Raw genomic sequence first — 18,472 nt, forward strand, 5'->3', positions numbered from 1 at the left:
CCGCGACAGCGGCCCGTTCGTCAACCTCTTGCCTGCGCCTCGCAGCTCCTGGCCGGTGGGGCGGCTTCGTCCGCCTTGATTGGAGGAAAGGCGCAGCTTGGGCCAGGAGCTGCTTGCCGGCAGACAGCATCCTTGTGCTGGCCGCTGAGCTGATTTGGCATTCAATATGCAAGATGACATTCGTCACGCAATATGTCGCAAGAAGATATACATCAAATGCGAGCGTTACGGAAGGAGAAAGGTCGCTTTCTCATTCATGGCGTTCGTGTACGTCACAAGAAAACGAAACAAAATATTCGTGTCTATGCACTGCTCACCGGTCTGAAATACAGATAATGAGTGTCTCTGGTTATCGCGCAAAGGCGAATAATGCCGGGCACGCCTGGCCCACTCACCACGTGATTGTGGCGTGGGCATGAGAATTAGGCCGGTTCGGACCTGTCACGGGAGCATTCCATGAAACCCCAGCTTTTTCTCGGCCTCGGCCTCCTCTCCACCCTTTGGGCCGCCCCCGCGAGCGCCCATGTGTTCGCGCCCACCGTGACCAGCTGCATCCGCAACGAGGTGGCGACCGTTATTTCCAGCCCCAAGACCGATGATGCCGGAATGAAGTTCCAGGTCCGCCGGAGCACGCCGGATGTGAAGGCCGATTGCGCCCTCGAGGCGCGTGCCAGCGATGTGGTGCTCGGCACCGGCCAGATGGACGCTCTCTATTACATCACGCTGGCCAAGACCTTCCTGATCCTTGATGCGGGAACCGGGCCGGACCGGGGCCTCGTCATCTACCTGGTGCCGGAGGGCAAGGAGGTGTTTTCGGGCGGCTATTCGGTGCAGGGCCGGTGCGATCCCACGACAGGATGCGAATCGGATGAATTTTCCATCGACGAGACCGGCCTCACCTTCTGGCGCGAGATCCCGGAAAAGGCGAACGCGAAAAACTGTCCCAACTACGGCAAGTTCATGAAGGCGACGGGCTCGGCCGCCATCGAGGAGAAGTCGCTGTTCCGCTTCTCGACCCGCACGGTCGAACCGCTGAAAGGCCGGCGCTGCGTCCAGCAGCAATAAGCCGCGAACCTCGCAACAAAGAAGGCGCCCCGCCGGGGGCGGGACGCCTGTTTCGCGAAGTCGGGGCGCCAGGGTTTTCTGACCCGCGGCGCGGGAGACGGGCGGTGCCGAAGCCCCGCCCGAATGCTCTCAGTGCCAGTCGTCGAGATTGCGGTTCTTGGTCTCGGGCAGGAACAAGAGGCCGACGACGATGGTGATGCAGGCCACCACGATCGGGTACCAAAGGCCGGCGAAGATGTTGCCGGTGGCGGCCACGATGGCGAAGGCGGTGGGGGGCAGGAAGCCACCGAACCAGCCATTGCCGATGTGGTAGGGCAGCGACATGCCGGTGTAGCGGATGCGGGTGGGGAAGAGTTCCACCAGCAATGCGGCGATGGGGCCGTACACCATGGTCACATAGAGCACCAGGATGAACAGGAGGCCGATCACCTTCAGGGAGCGCCCGTCTGTCAGCACGCCACCAATGGTGGGCTGCTTCAGGATGGAGGCGTCACCCGCCTTCGGATAGCCGGCGGCCTGGGCAGCGGCGACGATGGAGGCACCGGTCTTGTCGGTGTCCGGGATCGTCACGGCGGTGCCGTTGACCGTGGCGCTGAGGGCGGAGCCGGCGGGGCCGGGCACCAGCTCATAATGCATGGAGTTGGTGGCGAGCGTCCGGCGGTAGACATCGCACGGCCGGGTGAAGACGCGCACGCCCACCGGGTCGAACAGGGTGCCGCAGGTGGCCGGATCCGCGCTGACCACGATCTTCACGTTCTCCGTCGCCGCGATGAGCTTGGGATTGGCCGTGGTGGCGATCATGGTGAAGAGCGGGAAGTAGGTGGCCGCCGCGATGAAGCAGCCGAGCAGCAGGATAGGCTTGCGGCCCACCTTGTCCGACAGCCAGCCGAAGAAGATGAAGAAGGGCGTGCCGATGAGCAGCGAGAAGGCGATGAGCAGGTTCGCCGTCGTGCCGTCCACCTTCAGGGTCTGGGTGAGGAAGAACAGGGCGTAGAATTGGCCCGTATACCACACCACGGCTTGGCCGGCGGTGCCGCCGAGCAGCGCGATGAGCGCGATCTTGGCGTTGGACCAGGTGCCGAAGGCCTCCTTGAGCGGCGCCTTGGAGCGGGTGCCCTCTTCCTTCATGCGCTGGAAGGCGGGCGATTCGCTCAGCTGCAGGCGGATCCAGATGGAGAAGCCCAAGAGGATGATGGAGAGCAGGAAGGGAATGCGCCAGCCATAGGCGGCGAAGGCTTCCGGCGTCATCGAGAGGCGCAGGGACAGGATGACCAGCAGCGAGAGGAACAGGCCCACCGTGGCGGTGGTCTGGATCCAGGAGGTGTAGAAGCCGCGCCGGCCGTGGGGGGAGTGCTCGGCCACATAGGTTGCCGCGCCGCCATACTCGCCGCCGAGTGCCAGGCCCTGGAGCAGGCGGCAGATGATGAAGGCGGTGGGGGCGAGATAGCCGATGGATTCATAGCTGGGCAGGATGCCGACCACGAAGGTGGCGATGCCCATGATCACCATGGTGACCAGGAAGGTGTATTTGCGGCCGATCAGGTCGCCGAGGCGGCCGAAGAACAGGGCGCCGAAGGGACGAACCGCGAAGCCGGCGGCAAAGCCGAACAGCACGAAGATGAACTTGGCGGTGTCATTGGTGCCAGGCACGAAGGTGGCGGCGATGTTAGCCGCCAGCGAACCGGCAAGGTAGAAATCGTACCACTCGAAGACGGTGCCGGCGGAGGAGGCGATAATAACCTTCCGCTCCTCCTTCGTCATTGGCCCGGCCGCCGCGGCCGGTGCGGTCGTTACTGACATGAGCTTTCCTCCCAGCATCAAACGAAACCCCGCCAGCGGGGGCGGGCGCGCGGCCTGCGGCCGGAACGGATGTGCGGGAGGGTGAACGCAAGGGTTCTGCGGCACGCGAAGGCGCGCCTCAGCTTTGGCATTTCCTCCTGCGCATCGTCTTCGCCCGCGTCATTTGGCGCGCGGGCATGTCCGGACGAGGTGGTGCGCAATGAGGAGAGCATGCCTGACCTTCGGCAGGCGCGCGATTGGTCAATGGTCTAAGTCAACGCACCGTATTCGCGCTGCCGAAAGCCTTCGCCGGCAAGGTGTGCGGTGCGGTAGGCGGCGCCTCAGCCGCGCTTCAGCTGCCGCCGCGCCATGCCCAGCGAGAGGGCCGCCGCATTGGACACGTTGAGCGACTTGATGACGCCCGGCAGGTCGATGCGGGCCAGCACGTCGCAGGTCTCGCGGGTGAGCTGGCGCAGGCCCTTGCCCTCGGCGCCCAGCACCAAGGCGAGCGGCGCGCGCAGGGGCGTGTCTTCCAGGTCTGCCGGGCCTTCGCTGTCCAGGCCCACCACCAGCATCCCGTTCTCCTTCAGCTCTGTGAGGGCGCGGGCGAGGTTGGTCACCAGGCAGAAGGGCACATGCTCCAGGCCGCCGGAGGCGCTTTTCGCCAGCACGCCGGTGGCCGGAGGACTATGACGGGCGGTGGTAACGATGGCCCCCACCGCGAAGGCGGCCGCCGAGCGCACGATGGCGCCCACATTGTGCGGGTCGGTGATCTGGTCAAGCACCAGCACGAGATCGGCCTTGGCCACGTCCCTCAGGCGCGGGGAGGGCAGGTGCTCTGCCTGCACGAGAAGGCCCTGGTGAACCGCGTCCGGCCCCAGCAGCTTGTCGATCTGCGAGGGGCGCACGATTTCCGGCGCGATCGGCAGCTTCAGGCCCTCTTCGGCGAGCCGGTTCACCGCATTCTCAGTGGCCATGATCTTGCGGAATCGCCGCTTGGGATTGGCAAGCGCTTCCGACACCGTGTGCCAGCCGTAGAGCAGAGCCACATCCTCGTCGCCTTCCCATGCGGGGGCGGGCCCGCCCTTGGGACGGCGCGGCGGGAAGGGGCGGTTGCCCCCCTGGCCGCCGAAGGGGCGGTGGGAGGGGCTGCGGTGCGGGGGGCGGCTGGGCCGATCGGACATGGCCATGGCTTTGTCAGAGCGCGCGCCGACGCGCAAGGGCAAAGGCGCGATGGCGAACGGGCAAGGGGAATGGCAAAGGGAATGGCAGGGGGATGGCAAGCGTGGTGGAGGATGGCCGGCCTGCGCCGCGCCGCCCCAGGTCGCGCCCATGCGAGGGCAGCGGCCATCCACAGGCGCAGAGAAAGCCCGCAGATTTTCGGTTGACTTGTGGGGGGAGCCCTCACATAAAACCGGGCCTCGGGAGCCGGTTGACGCCGCTTCCGAAACAGTCGGGCTGACCCTTTCGGGTCAGCACGGATGACGGGCCCAGATGTGGAGGGGTGCCCGAGTGGTTAAAGGGGACGGACTGTAAATCCGTTGGCTCTGCCTACGTTGGTTCAAATCCAACCCCCTCCACCACCCGTCGTCCAGTCGAACCGGCTGTGCTGACCGCCGGGGCCGGGTGAAAGCCCGCCCCGCGGCCTGCCGCCCGGAAAAAGGCCCGGTTGGTGCGCGGGTGTAGCTCAATGGTAGAGCAGCAGCCTTCCAAGCTGAATACGAGGGTTCGATTCCCTTCACCCGCTCCAATTTCCTGCCTCAGAGCGTGTCAGAGACTATCACTTCTAATCAATATAAACGGGTTGAGCGTCTCACGGCGTGTCATGCGCGCGCGTGGTGAAGGGTGGAAAGATGATGGATGTGCTCTCCGCCATCGATAAAATTTCGATCGAAAATCAAATTGCTTAAGCCGCTTTTTCCAGTGGCCGATGACATCTTCGGGGACCGGGAGAGAACTGGCCAGTCTGACGTTGTGGTCATCCCAGTAGCGCGCATGGCTGCTTGACGCTTAGGCATGCTGCCTGCCGATCGGTATTGACGGCTGCACGGCAGCTCAAGGGACGGTATCGCTGACCTGCGGCTGTTACGCGAAGCCGCGAAGCAGTGTCTTCGCCATCTCACGCGCCTGCGGGGCAAGCTGCTCATCCTGCAGCTCACCCGCGGTCCAGAACGAGAGAATGCCGCGAAAGGCGAAAGCGAGCTGCTGCGGCAGACAGCGCAGCGCACGCTCTTTATCCGCCTCGGCCAAGCCTTCACCGGCGCCCAGCGCCAGCGACCATAAGGCCGTGGAGTGCGACAGGACCTTTCCCGGGGATGGACCGGCCGTGCCGATCCAGCTCATCACGACGCGGTTGATCTCCGGCTCCTCCAGCATCACCTCCACCGCTGTGTCGATCGCCAGCAGCACCCTGCCGGCTGCATCGGCCGGCGGCGACATTTGGGCAAAGCGCGTGGCCATGGCATCGATCCGCCGGCCCGACAAAGCGTGCATGATCGCCGCCTTGCTTCCGAACTGATTGAACGGCGTCGCGAAACTCACCCCGGCTTCGCTGGCAAGGTCGCGCATCGAGAAATCGGCCTTGCCCCGGCGGAGCAGCCGCTCCGCCGCGTCCAACACGCGCTGGCGAACGGGCTCGCCGCGCGCGGCGGTCGGCGCTACCTGGGTCTTGCTTCCTGCCATGGCCTATCTATATCATGATATAAATTCGAGCGCATCCGGAGTTGTATCATGGCTTCCGCACCCAAGACATTTCTCATCACGGGCGTCAGTTCCGGGCTCGGACGCGCCTTTGCCCTCGGCGCGCTTGAGGCGGGCCACCATGTGATCGGCACCGTGCGTCGGCCCGCTGACGCCGATGCCTTCGCCGCCCTCGCGCCCGGTCGGGCTCACCCCGTGACGCTGGATGTGACCGATTTCGACGCGATCCCAGCGGCTGTCGCCGAAGCCGAGCGGCGGGCTGGTCCTATCGATGTGCTGGTGAACAATGCGGGCTATGGCCATGAGGGCGTGCTGGAGGAATCGTCCATGGACGATCTTCAGCGCCAGTTCGCCGCCAACGTCTTCGGGCCTGTGGCGATGATGAAGGCGGTGCTTCCGGGCATGCGCGCGCGGCGTCGCGGCCATATCATCAACGTCACGTCCATGGGCGGCTTCATCACCATGCCCGGGATCAGCTTCTATTGCGGCAGCAAATTCGCGCTCGAAGGCCTCTCCGAGGCGCTCGGCAAGGAAGTGGCGGGCTTCGGAATTCGGGTGACCGCGCTCGCGCCCGGCCAGTTCCGCACCGATTGGGCCGGCCGCTCCATGGATCGCACGCCCCGCAGTATTGCCGACTATGACGCGGTCATGGACCCGATCCGTGCCGCACGACAGGCCAAGAGCGGCAATCAGCCTGGCGATCCGGCAAAGGCTGCGCAGGCGGTGCTTGCTCTGGTCAAGGCCGAGAACCCGCCGGTGCGGCTGTTCCTTGGCGACGATGCTCTGGGGCTGGTCGAACAGAAGCTCGACCGCATGCGCGACGAAATCAGTGCATGGGAGGCGCTTTCGCGTTCAACCAGCTACCCATCGTGAGCCATGTGATTTGCTGCAGCTTATGAAGGCGATCTGTGCGTCTTCATAAGCTGCTATGGGCTGGCAGCGGACTTTCCCATATTGGGGATTTCGATCGAGAATCGGACACGTCACCGGTAAATATCCATGCGCCACTCCGCAGGTCACCACTTCACGCGGAAGCTGGCAGATGCACCAAGCGTGGAATAACTCTCGGACACCTGTGCGTCGAGGCTCGCCGACAATGCGGTGTTCGGGCCGGCGAGGAATTGCAGGCCGGCATGCAGGTCGAGGGCGTTGCTGATCGTCGGGATAGCGGTGCCAGAGAAGGTGAGGTTGGGCAATTCGGCGAACGAGCGCGGCACGTACCGGTCCGGGCTGAAATCATGCATCCAGGCCGCCCGCAGATAGGGCGCTACGCGCTGCCCGTTGCTGGCCGTCCAGACGCCGTCGATCTGCAGCCCGACATAGAGCGGCAGAGCGGTGACGGACGTCGCCTCATACTGGATTCCCGGTCCGAGCGTGAATTCCTCCGATCCCGAGCCCAGCCAGAGCTGGGTCGGCTGGAAGGCCACGAACGGGGTCAGGTTGGCGCCGCTCTTGCCCAGCGCGAAGCTGTAACCCGCCTCGATCCGTCCGCCCAGGATCCAGCCGTCCAGCCCGCTGTCGGTGGCAAGGTTGAGGCCGAGATTGTAGAGGTTGCGGCTGAAGTTCGCGCTGCCGTAGCCCGCCGTCGCGATGGCCGACACATAGGCCGGGCCGGCCTCGTAGAGGCCGTAGAGGCTGAGGCTGCCATAGCTGGTGGACACGTCCGCCCCATAGGCATTGGCGGCAAGGCCGGACGTTGAGAAGCTGAGCGCCGCGCCCGCCAGCAGAGGCAGGCCATCCACCACCCCGTCCAGCCCGGCCATGCCGCCGATGCTGGAGCCCGAAAGGCCCGCTCCCGTGGTCAGGCTTGCCATGGGCGCGCCCCAGAAGAAGCGTCCGCCGCCCACCGCGCTGTCGCTCGATTCCGAGCTTGCGCCGCTTGTGCCCGCGCTCGCCGGAACGGCGTTGCTGAGCGCCGTGGAAGCCGGGCGCAGACCGCTGCGCCACAAGTCCATCTGCGTGGTGATGCCCATGAGGGTCGCCGAGGCCGCATTGATCATGGTGGTGGGCACCATGGAGACGGCGCCGCCCCCCACCGTCTCATAGCTCTGGTCCAGCCCCGCCACCGTTGTCACCTGCAGCAAGGCCGGCACAATGGTCTCGAACAGGGCCGAGGAGCCGCGCGTCTGGATCTCCCCGACCAGGGTCCCAACCGCAAGGCCCCGGTTGGACAGGCCAAACGGGGTGAAGTCGATGGTGGTGCCAAGGCTGAGGCCCCCGGCGATATTGGCCAACGAGACATCCAGCATCGCCGTGTCGCCGAGCGCCACGAGATTGTCCGTGGTGAGCGTGCCCCCGACCGACAGGAAGGGGGTGTCGAAATGGCCCGGCATGGCGCGGCCGGGATTGTAGAGGATGCCCAGTACCCCGCCCGAGAGGCGCGCATCGCCCGCGACCCGGAACCGGTCGGACTGTCCCGAAAGCTGGTCCGCCCGGATTGCCAGGACGCCGCTCGACGTCTGCACCAGGGAGCCGTTCAGCGTGGTGGTGCCGATCGAGGAAAAGGCGCTGCGCAGCGTGCCCGCATTGGTCAGAACATTGCCCGCCCCGCCGAGATCGAGCGAGGATCCCGCCCAAAGGGTGCCGCTGGCAAGGTTCGACACGCTGTTGGCGGCGCCGGGCGTCAGCGCCAGATTGCCGGTGAGGCTGCCGCCATTGACGATCTGCGCGAAGCCGGTGCTGGTGCGGATGGCCTGACCGTTCGCTCCGTCCAGGGTGGAGATGGTGCCATAGGAGGTGATGTAGGTCTCGGTGCCGTCGCTGACGATGGCGGTGCCCGAGGGGCCGCCGGTGACGCGCGTTCCCGCAGCCAGCGTGATGATGGGGTCGCCATTGCCCTGGGCCGAGATGCCGGTGCCTCCCACGCCGCTGGCGGTGACCGAGCCGTCGCCCAGCAGATAGACCGCCGCCTTGCCGGAGATGAGGGCGCTGCCGTTCACAAGCACATTGGCGCCGTTCACCAGCTCCATGGTGGTGCCGTTCATCACAAGCCCGCCGCCCCCGCTCACCGACTGGGCGATGACGCCATAGGCGCCCGCCCCGCTGGTGCTGATCGGCGCGCTCACATTCACCGTCACAGACCCGCCCGTCCCAGACCCGGCGGTGGGCCCGCTCCAAGTGGTCGACTGTCCGTCCGAGACCGCCACACCACCGCCACCGCCGATCGACTGGGCGAGAACACCCACCGCATTCGTGCCCGACGTGGTCAGCGAAGCGTTCACGTTCACCGTAACGCTGCCGCCATCCCCAGACGTCCCCGCAAAGGACACGCTGCCGCCGCCATTCGCAACGCCACCGCCGCCGCCGATGCTTTGCGCGAGAATGCCGATCGCCGCATTGCCGGTGGTGGAGATGGCTCCGGTGGTGGTCAATTTGACCGTGCCGCCCGCGCCGCTGCTTGAGCCGCCCAGCGTCGTGGAGAGCCCGCCCGTCATGGCCGAGCTTGTGCCGACACTGGCGACACCGCCGCCGCCGCCGATCGACTGGGCGAGAAGGCCGAAGGCGGCGGTACCGGAGGTCGCGAGGCCGGCAGCCGTAACCGTGACCTTCCCGCCGTCATTGCCGCTACCACCAGTCCCCGCCAAAGTGAGCGTTCCGCTGACGCCGTCACTGCTGAAGGTGGACGAACTGGCAGCGCCGATGCCCCCGCCGCCACCGATGGACTGGGCGAGGAGCGCCACCGCTGCGGCGCCCGAGGTGGTGATCGTGTCTGCTGTTGTTACCTTCACGGTGCCGCCGGTCTGGCCGCTGCCGGCGCTGCCGCCGAGCGCCATGCTGAAGGATGCGTCCGATCCGCCCGAGGCGCCGCTGGTCGCGGCCCCCGCCGTTCCACCGCCGCCGCCCACGGACTGCGCCAGCAGGCCATAGGCCTGAATGCCGCCGGTGGTGATTGCCGCATTGGCGGTCACCTTGACCTCGCCGCCGGCGCCGCCTCCGCCGCCCGATCCGCCGAGACCGAAGGCGAGCGCATAGCTGCTGTTGCTGGCATTGACCGTGCTGGCGCCGCCCGCGCCGCCGCCGCCGCCGACGGACTGGGCAAAAATGCCCGCCGCATTGGCGCCTTGTGTGCTGATTTGCACGTTCGACGTGACCTGCACCTCGTCAGCGCTGCCCCCGGCGCTCCCCGATCCGCCCAGACCCAGAGCCAGAGCGACACCGTCCGTGCTGGAGGCGGAGGTCGAGGTGCTCGAAGCCGAGCTGCTGCTGCTGCCGGTCCCGCCAGTGCTGCTTGGCCCCGTCGCCGCGGAAACGAGAACGCCGCCGGAGCCGCCGCCGCCGCCCACGGACTGGGCGAAGATGCCATGGGAATTGAAGCCCTGCGTGCTGATGCCCGTTTCCGTCGGGAACGCGCCGGACGCATTCACTGTGACAGTCACCTCTCCGCCGTCCCCGCCGCCCGATGAACTGCCGCCGAGGCCGAGTGCCAGGGAAAGGGCACCGCCTGAGGACGAGGTCGTGGTGGAGGATCCGCCATTGCCGCCACCATTACCCACTGACTGGGCAAAAACACCGGCGGAGTTGGCACCCGTCGTCTGCAGGGTGCCGATGGTGTTGACCGTGACAGTGCCGCCCGTGCCACCGGCCATGCCATTGCCACCGAGCGACAGGGAGGCGCTGTATTCACCCGCCGAGCTGTTGGTGGTGGAGGCTCCGCCATTGCCGCCGCCGCCGCCCACCGATTGGGCGAAGATGGCCGGCGAGTTGTCGGCGGGAACGAGGCTGCTGGTCCCGCTCACCAGATTGATGCCCGTGAAAATCCCAAATTCGTTATTGATCCAAACGGTGTTTCCATTGCCGGCTTGCCCGCCGCTACCACCGAGGCTCATGGCCAGCGAATACCCGCCATTGGTCCCGGATTGCGCGCCGGGCTTGCCGCCGTTTTCTCCTGCCGCCGAAGCGGTGCTTGAGCCGGTTGCCGAACCGGACAGGCTACCTGTGGCGCTGGACGTGCTGCCGCCGGAACTGGATGAGCCCGGAGCGCTGGCGGCCGCGCTGCTGGATGCACCCGACCCGCCTCCTCCGCCGACCGACTGGGCAAAAATTCCCGCGGCGTTCGGACCAAGGGTGCTGATGGTGGAGGAAGCCATCGACGTGACGGTGACGGTGCCGCCGTCTCCGCCATTGCCGCCGCTGCCGCCGAGGCTCATGCTGAGCGCGGCCTGCCCGCCGCTGGAGGCGGTGCTGGAGGATGACCCGCCCAAGCCGCCGCCGCCGCCCACCGACTGGGCGAAGATGCCCGCAGCCTGGAGGCCGATGGTCTGGATGGAGCCTGTGGCTGACACCCAGACACTGCCGCCGCCGCCCCCCGGACCGCCGCCACCGCCGAGGGTGAAGGAGGCCGCATAGGAGCTGCCGCTGGAATTTGCGCTGGCCGATCCGCCACTGCCGCCGCCGCCGCCCACCGACTGGGCGAAGATGGCTGTGGACTGGTCTCCTCCCGTCGAAATGTTCGAGCTGCTCGTGACATTCACCGTGGAGCCGGCGCCGCCCTGTCCGGCAAAACCGCCAATGGTCAACGCCGCTGCGATTCCGTTCGCGGCATTGCTGCTGCCGTTTTGCGGGCTGGAGCCGTCGGCCCCGGACACGGCAGAGCTGATATTGCTCGCGGTCTGGCCCGCGCCAGCCCCCGCAACGGAGGTGACGCCGCCTTGCAGTTCCTGTCCCTGTCCAGCATCAGTGGTGCTGGACGCCGCCCCGCCATTGCCGCCGCCTCCGCCAATGGACTGGGCAAGGATGCCGTAAGACAGGTTGCCGTAGGTGATGATCCCTCCTCCGGAATTGACGGTCACGGTTCCATCGCTATCACCGCCCCCGCTGCCATATCCTCCGATGGAGACGCCTGCCGCATAATTGTTGCTCGACGCCGTGGACTGGGTCCAGCCGCCATTGCCGCCCCCGCCGCCGATGGACTGCGCGATCAATGCTGACGAATGCTGGCCATAGGTCGTGACCGCCCCCGTTGTCGCACCGTTGTTGACATTGAGCGTTACTGAACCGCCCGAGCCGCCATTCGCGCCGCCCCCGCCCAGCGCCACCGAGACGGCCGCGGTGGAGGAAATGGCATTGGCATCCGCCGAGCCGCCATTGCCGCCCGAGCCGCCGATGGATTGCGCGAGGATGCCGGGCGACTGATCGTTGCTGAGGGTGAATGGGTTGCCGGTGATCATCATGCCGGTCTGCGTCACCTGCACGAAGGTGGCATCCCCGCCAGAGGCGCCGCTACCGCCGATGGTGACGCTGGCTGCGGCGCTGTCCGTGCTGTCGCTTGTGCCGGAGACGCTGAAAGCCCGGCTCGAGCCGCCATTGCCACCCGCCCCGCCGATGGATTGCGCGAGGATACCGGCTGAGAGGTATCCATTTACGATTATGTCCGCCGCAAGCACGGTGACGCTGCCGGCCGCTTGGCCACTTCCGCCGCCGCCGCCGGTTGCACCGGCACCACCCACCGAAACCTTGGCATCGCCGCCGCCGGTCGCCCCGGACCCGGCAATGGCAAAGCCACCATTGCCGCCCGAGCCGCCAATGGACTGCGCCAGGATACCCGGTGACTGAGAGAATTGCGTGGTGATGGCCTCGGTGGCGGTCACGGTGACATCACCGGCGCCGACGTAGCTGCTGCTGCTGTTTGTGCTGCCGCCGCCACCGCCAAGCGTGACGTCGGAAGAAAACACGATGGAGCCCGCCGCGCCGGCGCTGAAGCCTCCATTGCCACCGGAACCGCCGATGGACTGCGCCAGAATGCCCGGCGAAATCAGGCCATTGGTGGCCAAGGCCCCATCCGCGGAGACGGTTACCAGACCGCTGACACCGCCACCGCCGCCGCTGCCGCCGAGGCCCACGCTCGCCGCTCCAACACTGGCCAGCGACCCGGCGATATCCCAGCCGCCGCTGCCACCCGCCCCGCCAATGGACTGGGCGATGATGGCGGGAGACTGATCGCCATCGGTGGTGATGGTACCGTTCCCATGGTTGATGGTCACCGCACCGCTCGTGCCGCCACTGCCTCCGCCGCCGCCAATGGTTGTCGTGGCACTGGCGCCTGACGACAGGCCGGCAGCCACAGCGAAGCCGCCCGTGCCGCCTGCGCCACCGAGGGACTGGGCAACAATGCCGGCCGACAGGGAGCCAATTAGCGTGATGCTGTTGTAGTTGGCGATGGTAACCGCGGCGCCCGTCCCGCCGGAGCCGCCGGAGCCGCCGACTTCCAGGCTGGCGGTACCCTGTCCCGAGACCGAGCCGGCCACAGCAAATCCGCCTGCGCCGCCGCCACCGCCGATGGACTGGCCAAGGATGCCGGGCGCATTGCCATAGATGGCAGCGCCACTCGCGGCTCCCGACACCGTGCCCGGTGACACGAGAGCCCCGTAATTGGTGATCGAGACCGTGTTCGCGGATGAACCGGCGCCGCCGCTGCCGCCCACGGCCAGGGTGGCCGCGCCCCCAAGGCTGGCATTGCCGCTTGCGGCAAAGCCGCCATTGCCGCCGCCGCCCCCGATGGACTGGCCGAGGATGATCGCCGCGCCACCGCCGGACGCGGTGAGCGTGCCGCCCGCGTTTTCGATGAAGACGGTGTTGGAATAGTTGCCGCTTCCGCCCAGCCCGCCGATGCTGGCGCCGAGGCCCGGCCCAAGCGAGAGGGTGAGCGATGTGGTGTAGCCGCCATTGCCGCCGCCGCCACCAATGGACTGGACGGCGATGGCGCTGGACTGGTAGCCGCTCGTGGTGATGTCGGTGGGGCCGGCGGGACCGGAATTCGTATCGTTATACGCATAGGCCCAGCCGCCGGAGCCGCCGTCGCCACCCGTACCACCGAGCGCGAGGTTCACTGCCGCCACCTGGCTGACGCCCGCCGAAATGGCCGCGCCGCCATTGCCGCCGCCGCCACCGATGGATTGAGCGAGTAGGCCTGGCGAGCGGTCCCCCGTCGTCGTGATGGTGCTGCCCTGGTTGACCGCGGCGGCGGTCGAGCCATACCCACCGGAGCCGCCGGTGGTCCCAAGCGCGAGGGCGACGGAGGCGCCCTCCGAAAGGCTGCCGGCGATGCTGGCCCCGGCATTTCCGCCGCCTCCGCCGATGGACTGCGCTACGACGCCGGGCGAATCCGAGCCGGACGTGACGATGCCGACCCCGCCTGTACCCGCAAAAACGTTGCCGCCATTGCCGCCGGTGCCGCCAGATCCCCCCACCGCGAGGGAGAAGGCCGCGGCTGCCGTGCCGGACAGCGAGACCGAATAGCCACCATGCCCGCCTCCGCCACCGATGGACTGGGCAACAATACCCGCTGAGCCGATACCGTTGGTGCTTATGGTGCCGGGGCTGAACCACTCCAGCATCAGGGCTCCGCTGTTGGTGCAGGCGGCGCCGTAGTTTGCGCCGGCATCCCCGCTCGTGCAGTTCACGGTCACCGCATTGGCGCCACCGCCCGAGCCGCCCGAGCCGCCGTGGGAGATCGAAGCGCCAGCCGTCAGGCTCAGCGATATCGCCACTGCACCCCCACCAGTTCCGCCGCCACCGCCGATGGATTGAGCCAGAATGGCTGCGGAGTTGACTTCCTGCGTGCTGATGCTGCCCGTATTCACGACGGACACGGTGGCACCGTTACCGCCCGAGCCGCCGGTGCCACCAACGGTGAAGGCGGTGCCCGCGACCAGAGAGGCGGATGTCGAAAGGCCGAACCCGCCCGCGCCGCCGCCGCCACCGATGGACTGGGCGAGAATGCCGAAGGCACCGCCGGCGCTGTCCGAAGGTGGACTGGCGCCGCTGCAGCTGCCGCCCGTGCATATGGTTCCGTAATTCGCGACCGTTACCCCGGACCCGTAGCCGCCCTCGCCGCCAGAACCGCCAATCGCCACGGGGGCGCCGCCGAACGCCATGCCGCCCGAGCCACCCGCGCCGCCGACCGATTGGGCGAAGATGCCTGGAGAGGAAGCGCCAGAGGTTGAGATTTGGGCATAACTGATCACGGACACCGTCCCGCCATAGCTGGCCGGACCGCCGGACCCGCCCAGCGCGGTAAGCCCGGCCGCGACGCCCGCATTTCCCCCGCCCCCGCCAACCGACTGGGCGTAGATGCCATAGGACCCGTTGCCGCCCGTGCTGACGGTGATGCTGTCCGCGAGATAAGGAGCGACGTTTGACGCGGCAGTGTTTGACCAGTCAGGGTTTGGCAGGCCATTGAGCGTGACCGCGACATTCCCGCTGTCGCCGCCATAGCCGCCGCCGCCGCTCACCCCACCGAACCATCCAGCGGTCGACCCCCCGCCACCGCCGTTGCCACCAATGCTCTGGGCAAAGATGGCGGTCGACTGTTGCGAGAACACATTCGCGGAACTGGTGATTGTTACAGTGCCGCCGGTTCCGCCGGCTCCCGCCGTTCCACCATTGCCGCTGCTGATGGAACTGTTCTCGTTGCCGCCATTGCCGCCTTGCCCGCCCACGCTCTGCGCCCAGATGCCGTAAGCATCGGGGAGCACCGTCGTCAAGGTGACGTTGTTGGTGATCGTGAGGGCAACCTCGCCGCCATTGCCACCACCGCCGCCGGCGCCGCCTTTAAAGCTCAACGACGAGGTGGAGCCGCCATCGCCGCCCTGGCCGCCCTGGGACACCAGGACGATGCCGGAATAATTGAAAGTGTAGCTGCCCGCGGGCGTATCGATCCCGAAGCTGACTCCGTCCCCAATCCCGCCGGGGCCGCCGGGGCTACCTCCATAGCAACTGCCGCCGCTTCCCCCTGCGCCGCCCTCTCCGCCGGTGACGACCGCGACGACCAGCGTCGCGTCGAAGGGGCCACCGGAGCTCAGGCCATACGGGAAGTACCCGCCGGCAGAGGCGGACGGACTGCCGGGGGTGCCTTCATAGGGCGGGTAGGCGCAACTCAACGGGGCGTTCTGGCCGCTGGAGCCATTGCTGGCGGGAGTTGAAGGTGAATAGTTGTACATGATCGGGCCGATCGACGGCGCGGTCGGCGCGGCGGTCTGGGCCGCCGCCGGGAGCGTCAAGGCACATAGCGCGACCGACGACATGAGGATCGGCAGCGACCTCGCAAGAGGGCCGGAGACCTTCAATGTCTTCCGCGAGAACAACGTCGGACGAACCATGCCTGTGCCTCGGTCGGAGCCAAGGAACGCTGGTTTTTCCTGCATTCCTCAACGGATGTAATGGAACATGTCTGGGTTAGGTCTGGGGCTCGGGCGTGGTATAGGCAATGCCACAGATTGGAATCGTCGGATTGCACATGCAGGAGGTGAGCTCGACCGACGGCGCGGCATTGGCGCTTGCCACGCCTTTCCCCGAGCCGATTGTCAGAGTCTTCGGCGCCAAGGCGATTGACGATCTCATGCGGGCGCCCGGATTTCCGGCGGCCATCCGCGCTGCCGCCGGTAACGCCGTGCGCCTTTACGACGGCAACTGGCTTCGCAACCGGCTGCTGAATGATCGCGGGCGGCTTCTGGCGGTGCTGCTCATTCTGGATCTGCATTTCACTGAGAGCGGCGGTACAGGCGTAACCGGAGCGCGGCTGCGCCGCGAAGTGGTGGACCTCGACGTGTGCAGTCCAGGGCGCGCCACGGCCTTCCTCGCCGCGCTGCGTTTCAAGCATCTGCTCATTGCCGCCCCTCACTCGCCCGCCAAGGAACGACGCCTGATGCCGAGCGCCACGCTGCTGCAGATGCATCGGGAGCGCTGGAACGGCATGTTTTCCGCCATCGCTCATGTGGATGCGGCGGCTGCCGCCGCGGCGCGCGCCATGCCGGACAAAGTGCTCTTCGGCCCGTGCACGCATGCGATGGCGGAATGCTTCAGGCAGGGCGTGCGTGTCTTTGAGGCGGCCCCGGAATTACGCGGCATTGCGGAACGGGATGTCGGCCTCGTGACGCTGGTATCTTTGGTCGCCGATGGCGGGGCAGCCTCCATCACCCAACTGGCGCGACAGTTCTCCGTGTCCCGCGCGCACATTGCCAAGGTTCTGCAACAGGCGGAGGCGGACGAACTCGTCTGCAGCGAGCCCGGCCGCGGCGGATATCGACCCGGGCCGGCTTTGCTGCCGGTTCTGATGCGCTTCTATGCTGTGGTTTTCCTGACCTTCCTTTCGGCCTTGCGAGAGGGGCAGAAGGAGACGCCGAGCTCAATCGGAACAGGCACACGGTCAGTGGCAGGCTAAGCAACCCTCACACTTTAGCGCTTCACGTTCAAACAGCGTGCCTCCATGGGCGTGTGCTGCATTTTTGGGGCACCGCGTGCCGGGCCTGAGTGTCACGGAGGTTTACGCCCACGCCGACCCGGCCTATATGGCTGCAAGCCGTGAGGCCTTGCAAAAATTGGTTCGCGCCATTCTCGCGCCAGTGAGAATAAGACGGGAACAGGAAAAGCAAGCTGCTTGAAGGCGTTGGGCGGTTAGCGCAGTTGGTGGAGCATCTCGTTTACACCGGAACGCGCCATTTACGGGACAGTGGGCGGAAACTCCTGAAACCTGCTCAGGTCGGCGTCGAATTCGGCGACGACATATGAGCTTAGGCAGCTCCGGGTATCTCGGAGCAGTCCCCAACTGATGGCTTCGCCCGATTCGATCATGGCGGAGACGGCCACCCTCAGTGTGCGCCAGTCCCCCCGACATTCCGTGAACCCTGCGCCCCCGGCGTGTTCAATCCAGCATTCATAGATCGCCATTGGCTAACCCTCCTGGTGGGCCGCTTAGTGTAGAATCTGGGCGGTGCAGGAAAAAGCGCGGTGTGACTGACAGGGCCACCCCGCGCCCCTCGGGCGGGATGGGTGGGATTGTTAGGGGCGAAGCCCGGCGCGGTAATAATTTAGGCTTCCGAAGGAAAGCGCAGTTGGGCATTTTCACGGCATAGCTTTATCTTAGCGTTGGCTGCCATTTTGAGGTGTGACCATGCTTGTGCCCCGCTTGGCCCCTTCCGGGATGTTCCTGGCCTGCGCTCTCTTGGCGATGGCGGCGCTCGGGCCGGATCTGGCTAAGGCGCAACAGTGGACATCCGCGCCCAGCGCGCCACCGGCGAGCGCCCAAGCTCCTCTCGGCCCCAACGACACCATTCAGAAGGCCGATACCCGGTACGGGCCGGTGTCGGTGACCACCAGATATGCCGACAACGGGGATATGTCCGTCACCATCGAATTTCGCTCGCAGAAAATCACCCTGAAAGATGTCTATGGGGGGAATATCGAAGGCCAGTATCAGTTGGGTGCAGAGGATGTGTTGATCGTCAGCAGCACGACCGGCGCAAGGGGCGTTCCGTCAAACTATGATCTCATAGCAATCGATGCCAATGGCATGCACCGCCGCGAAAACCCGAACTTCGGAACATCGGACTTCACGTTCAAAGTGCAGAAAAACTACGACAATCTGGCTTTCGATCTCGGTTACGAGGATGGGAAAGCGAAGTCGGCCACCTACTCCGATGGAGTTCTAAAGGTCTCGTTGACCGCCCCGGTGGGAAAGCCCCAGCTGGGTAAAAATGACTGTGCGACCGTCCTGGAATACGCGTCCGAGTGCAGGAGGAAGCAAAATTGCTCGCCATTGGCTACGATGGAGGGGTTCTCCATGAACGTGACGCGCAACCTTTACCTGATCGGAAACAATCCGGCATTCAGTGTGGATCGGTTCTCCAAGGTGTGCTCGGAAATTTGCCGGACGCGCACCTATTCCGCGCTGCCGGTGCGCAAGAAGCTCTGCGGGTACTGATTGTGGTTGGAGGTAAGCGCTGGCTGTGCTATATTAGTGGCTTCGTTACCCTAGGAGAAAGGAGTGGTGGCATGCTCCACTACATACAGCTCCTCGAAAACTCTCGCGGCGCGAGGGTCACAGCCCACGGGGAGCGAAAGCGGCTTTGACGTTGCCCCCAACTTCTATCCAGCGGTGGGTTCGTTCTGGCGGTTGGATTTGCCCTGTCGGGCGTGCTGGGCGGCGGGAGCA

General features: G+C 66.2%; 9 protein-coding genes and 2 tRNA genes. 7 read left to right on the top strand and 4 right to left on the bottom strand.

Annotation, left to right across the window (positions count from 1 at the left end):
* Positions 1-456 precede the first annotated feature (456 nt).
* The gene (locus PV781_RS20595; RefSeq protein ID WP_274777500.1) at positions 457-1,065 is read left to right on the top strand and encodes a hypothetical protein; all 609 of its coding nucleotides are present in this window, start codon (positions 457-459) and stop codon (positions 1,063-1,065) included.
* Positions 1,066-1,194: 129 nt separating this feature from the next.
* Here the strand turns inward: PV781_RS20595 and PV781_RS20600 are convergent, their stop codons facing one another.
* Together PV781_RS20600 and rlmB are read right to left on the bottom strand one after the other, a co-directional pair.
* On the bottom strand, positions 1,195-2,865 hold the full coding sequence (locus PV781_RS20600; RefSeq protein ID WP_274777501.1) for an MFS transporter: 1,671 nt from the start codon (positions 2,863-2,865) through the stop codon (positions 1,195-1,197).
* A 320-nt stretch (positions 2,866-3,185) separates the two neighbouring features.
* On the bottom strand, positions 3,186-4,028 hold the full coding sequence (gene rlmB / locus PV781_RS20605) for a 23S rRNA (guanosine(2251)-2'-O)-methyltransferase RlmB (RefSeq protein WP_274777510.1): 843 nt from the start codon (positions 4,026-4,028) through the stop codon (positions 3,186-3,188).
* Between the two features lie 314 nt (positions 4,029-4,342).
* On the opposite strand from rlmB, the gene PV781_RS20610 reads away from it, so the two are divergent.
* Positions 4,343-4,427, top strand: a tRNA-Tyr gene (locus tag PV781_RS20610).
* 93 nt (positions 4,428-4,520) lie between these two features.
* Positions 4,521-4,594, top strand: a tRNA-Gly gene (locus PV781_RS20615).
* 335 nt (positions 4,595-4,929) lie between these two features.
* Here PV781_RS20615 and PV781_RS20620 read toward each other — a convergent pair.
* Positions 4,930-5,526, bottom strand: a complete 597-nt coding sequence (locus PV781_RS20620; RefSeq protein ID WP_274777502.1) for a TetR/AcrR family transcriptional regulator — start codon at positions 5,524-5,526, stop codon at positions 4,930-4,932.
* A 48-nt stretch (positions 5,527-5,574) separates the two neighbouring features.
* Between PV781_RS20620 and PV781_RS20625 the strand changes: the two genes are divergently transcribed.
* Entirely contained in the window at positions 5,575-6,417 is an 843-nt protein-coding gene (locus tag PV781_RS20625) for an oxidoreductase (protein WP_274777503.1), read from the top strand.
* Positions 6,418-6,560: 143 nt separating this feature from the next.
* On the opposite strand, the gene PV781_RS20630 is transcribed toward PV781_RS20625, so the two are convergent.
* A complete protein-coding gene (locus PV781_RS20630) occupies positions 6,561-15,482 on the bottom strand; it encodes an autotransporter outer membrane beta-barrel domain-containing protein (protein WP_274777504.1) in 8,922 nt (2,973 codons plus the stop codon).
* Between PV781_RS20630 and PV781_RS20635 the strand changes: the two genes are divergently transcribed.
* The 3 genes from PV781_RS20635 (at position 15,481) to PV781_RS20645 (ending at position 18,241) form a co-directional block, all read left to right on the top strand.
* A complete protein-coding gene (locus PV781_RS20635; protein WP_274777505.1) occupies positions 15,481-15,702 on the top strand; it encodes a hypothetical protein in 222 nt (73 codons plus the stop codon). The genes PV781_RS20630 and PV781_RS20635 overlap by 2 nt on opposite strands.
* A 76-nt stretch (positions 15,703-15,778) precedes the next feature.
* Positions 15,779-16,702 carry a helix-turn-helix domain-containing protein gene (locus PV781_RS20640; protein ID WP_274777506.1) on the top strand — a complete coding sequence of 308 codons (924 nt, stop codon included), beginning with the start codon at positions 15,779-15,781 and terminating at the stop codon, positions 16,700-16,702.
* A gap of 729 nt (positions 16,703-17,431) precedes the next feature.
* Positions 17,432-18,241, top strand: coding sequence for a hypothetical protein (locus tag PV781_RS20645; protein ID WP_274777507.1), 810 nt, complete (start codon positions 17,432-17,434; stop codon positions 18,239-18,241).
* The last annotated feature ends 231 nt before the right edge of the window (positions 18,242-18,472 follow it).

The sequence above is a fragment of the Aquabacter sediminis genome (assembly GCF_028863665.1).
In the GTDB taxonomy this organism is placed as follows: Bacteria; Pseudomonadota; Alphaproteobacteria; order Rhizobiales; family Xanthobacteraceae; genus L1I39.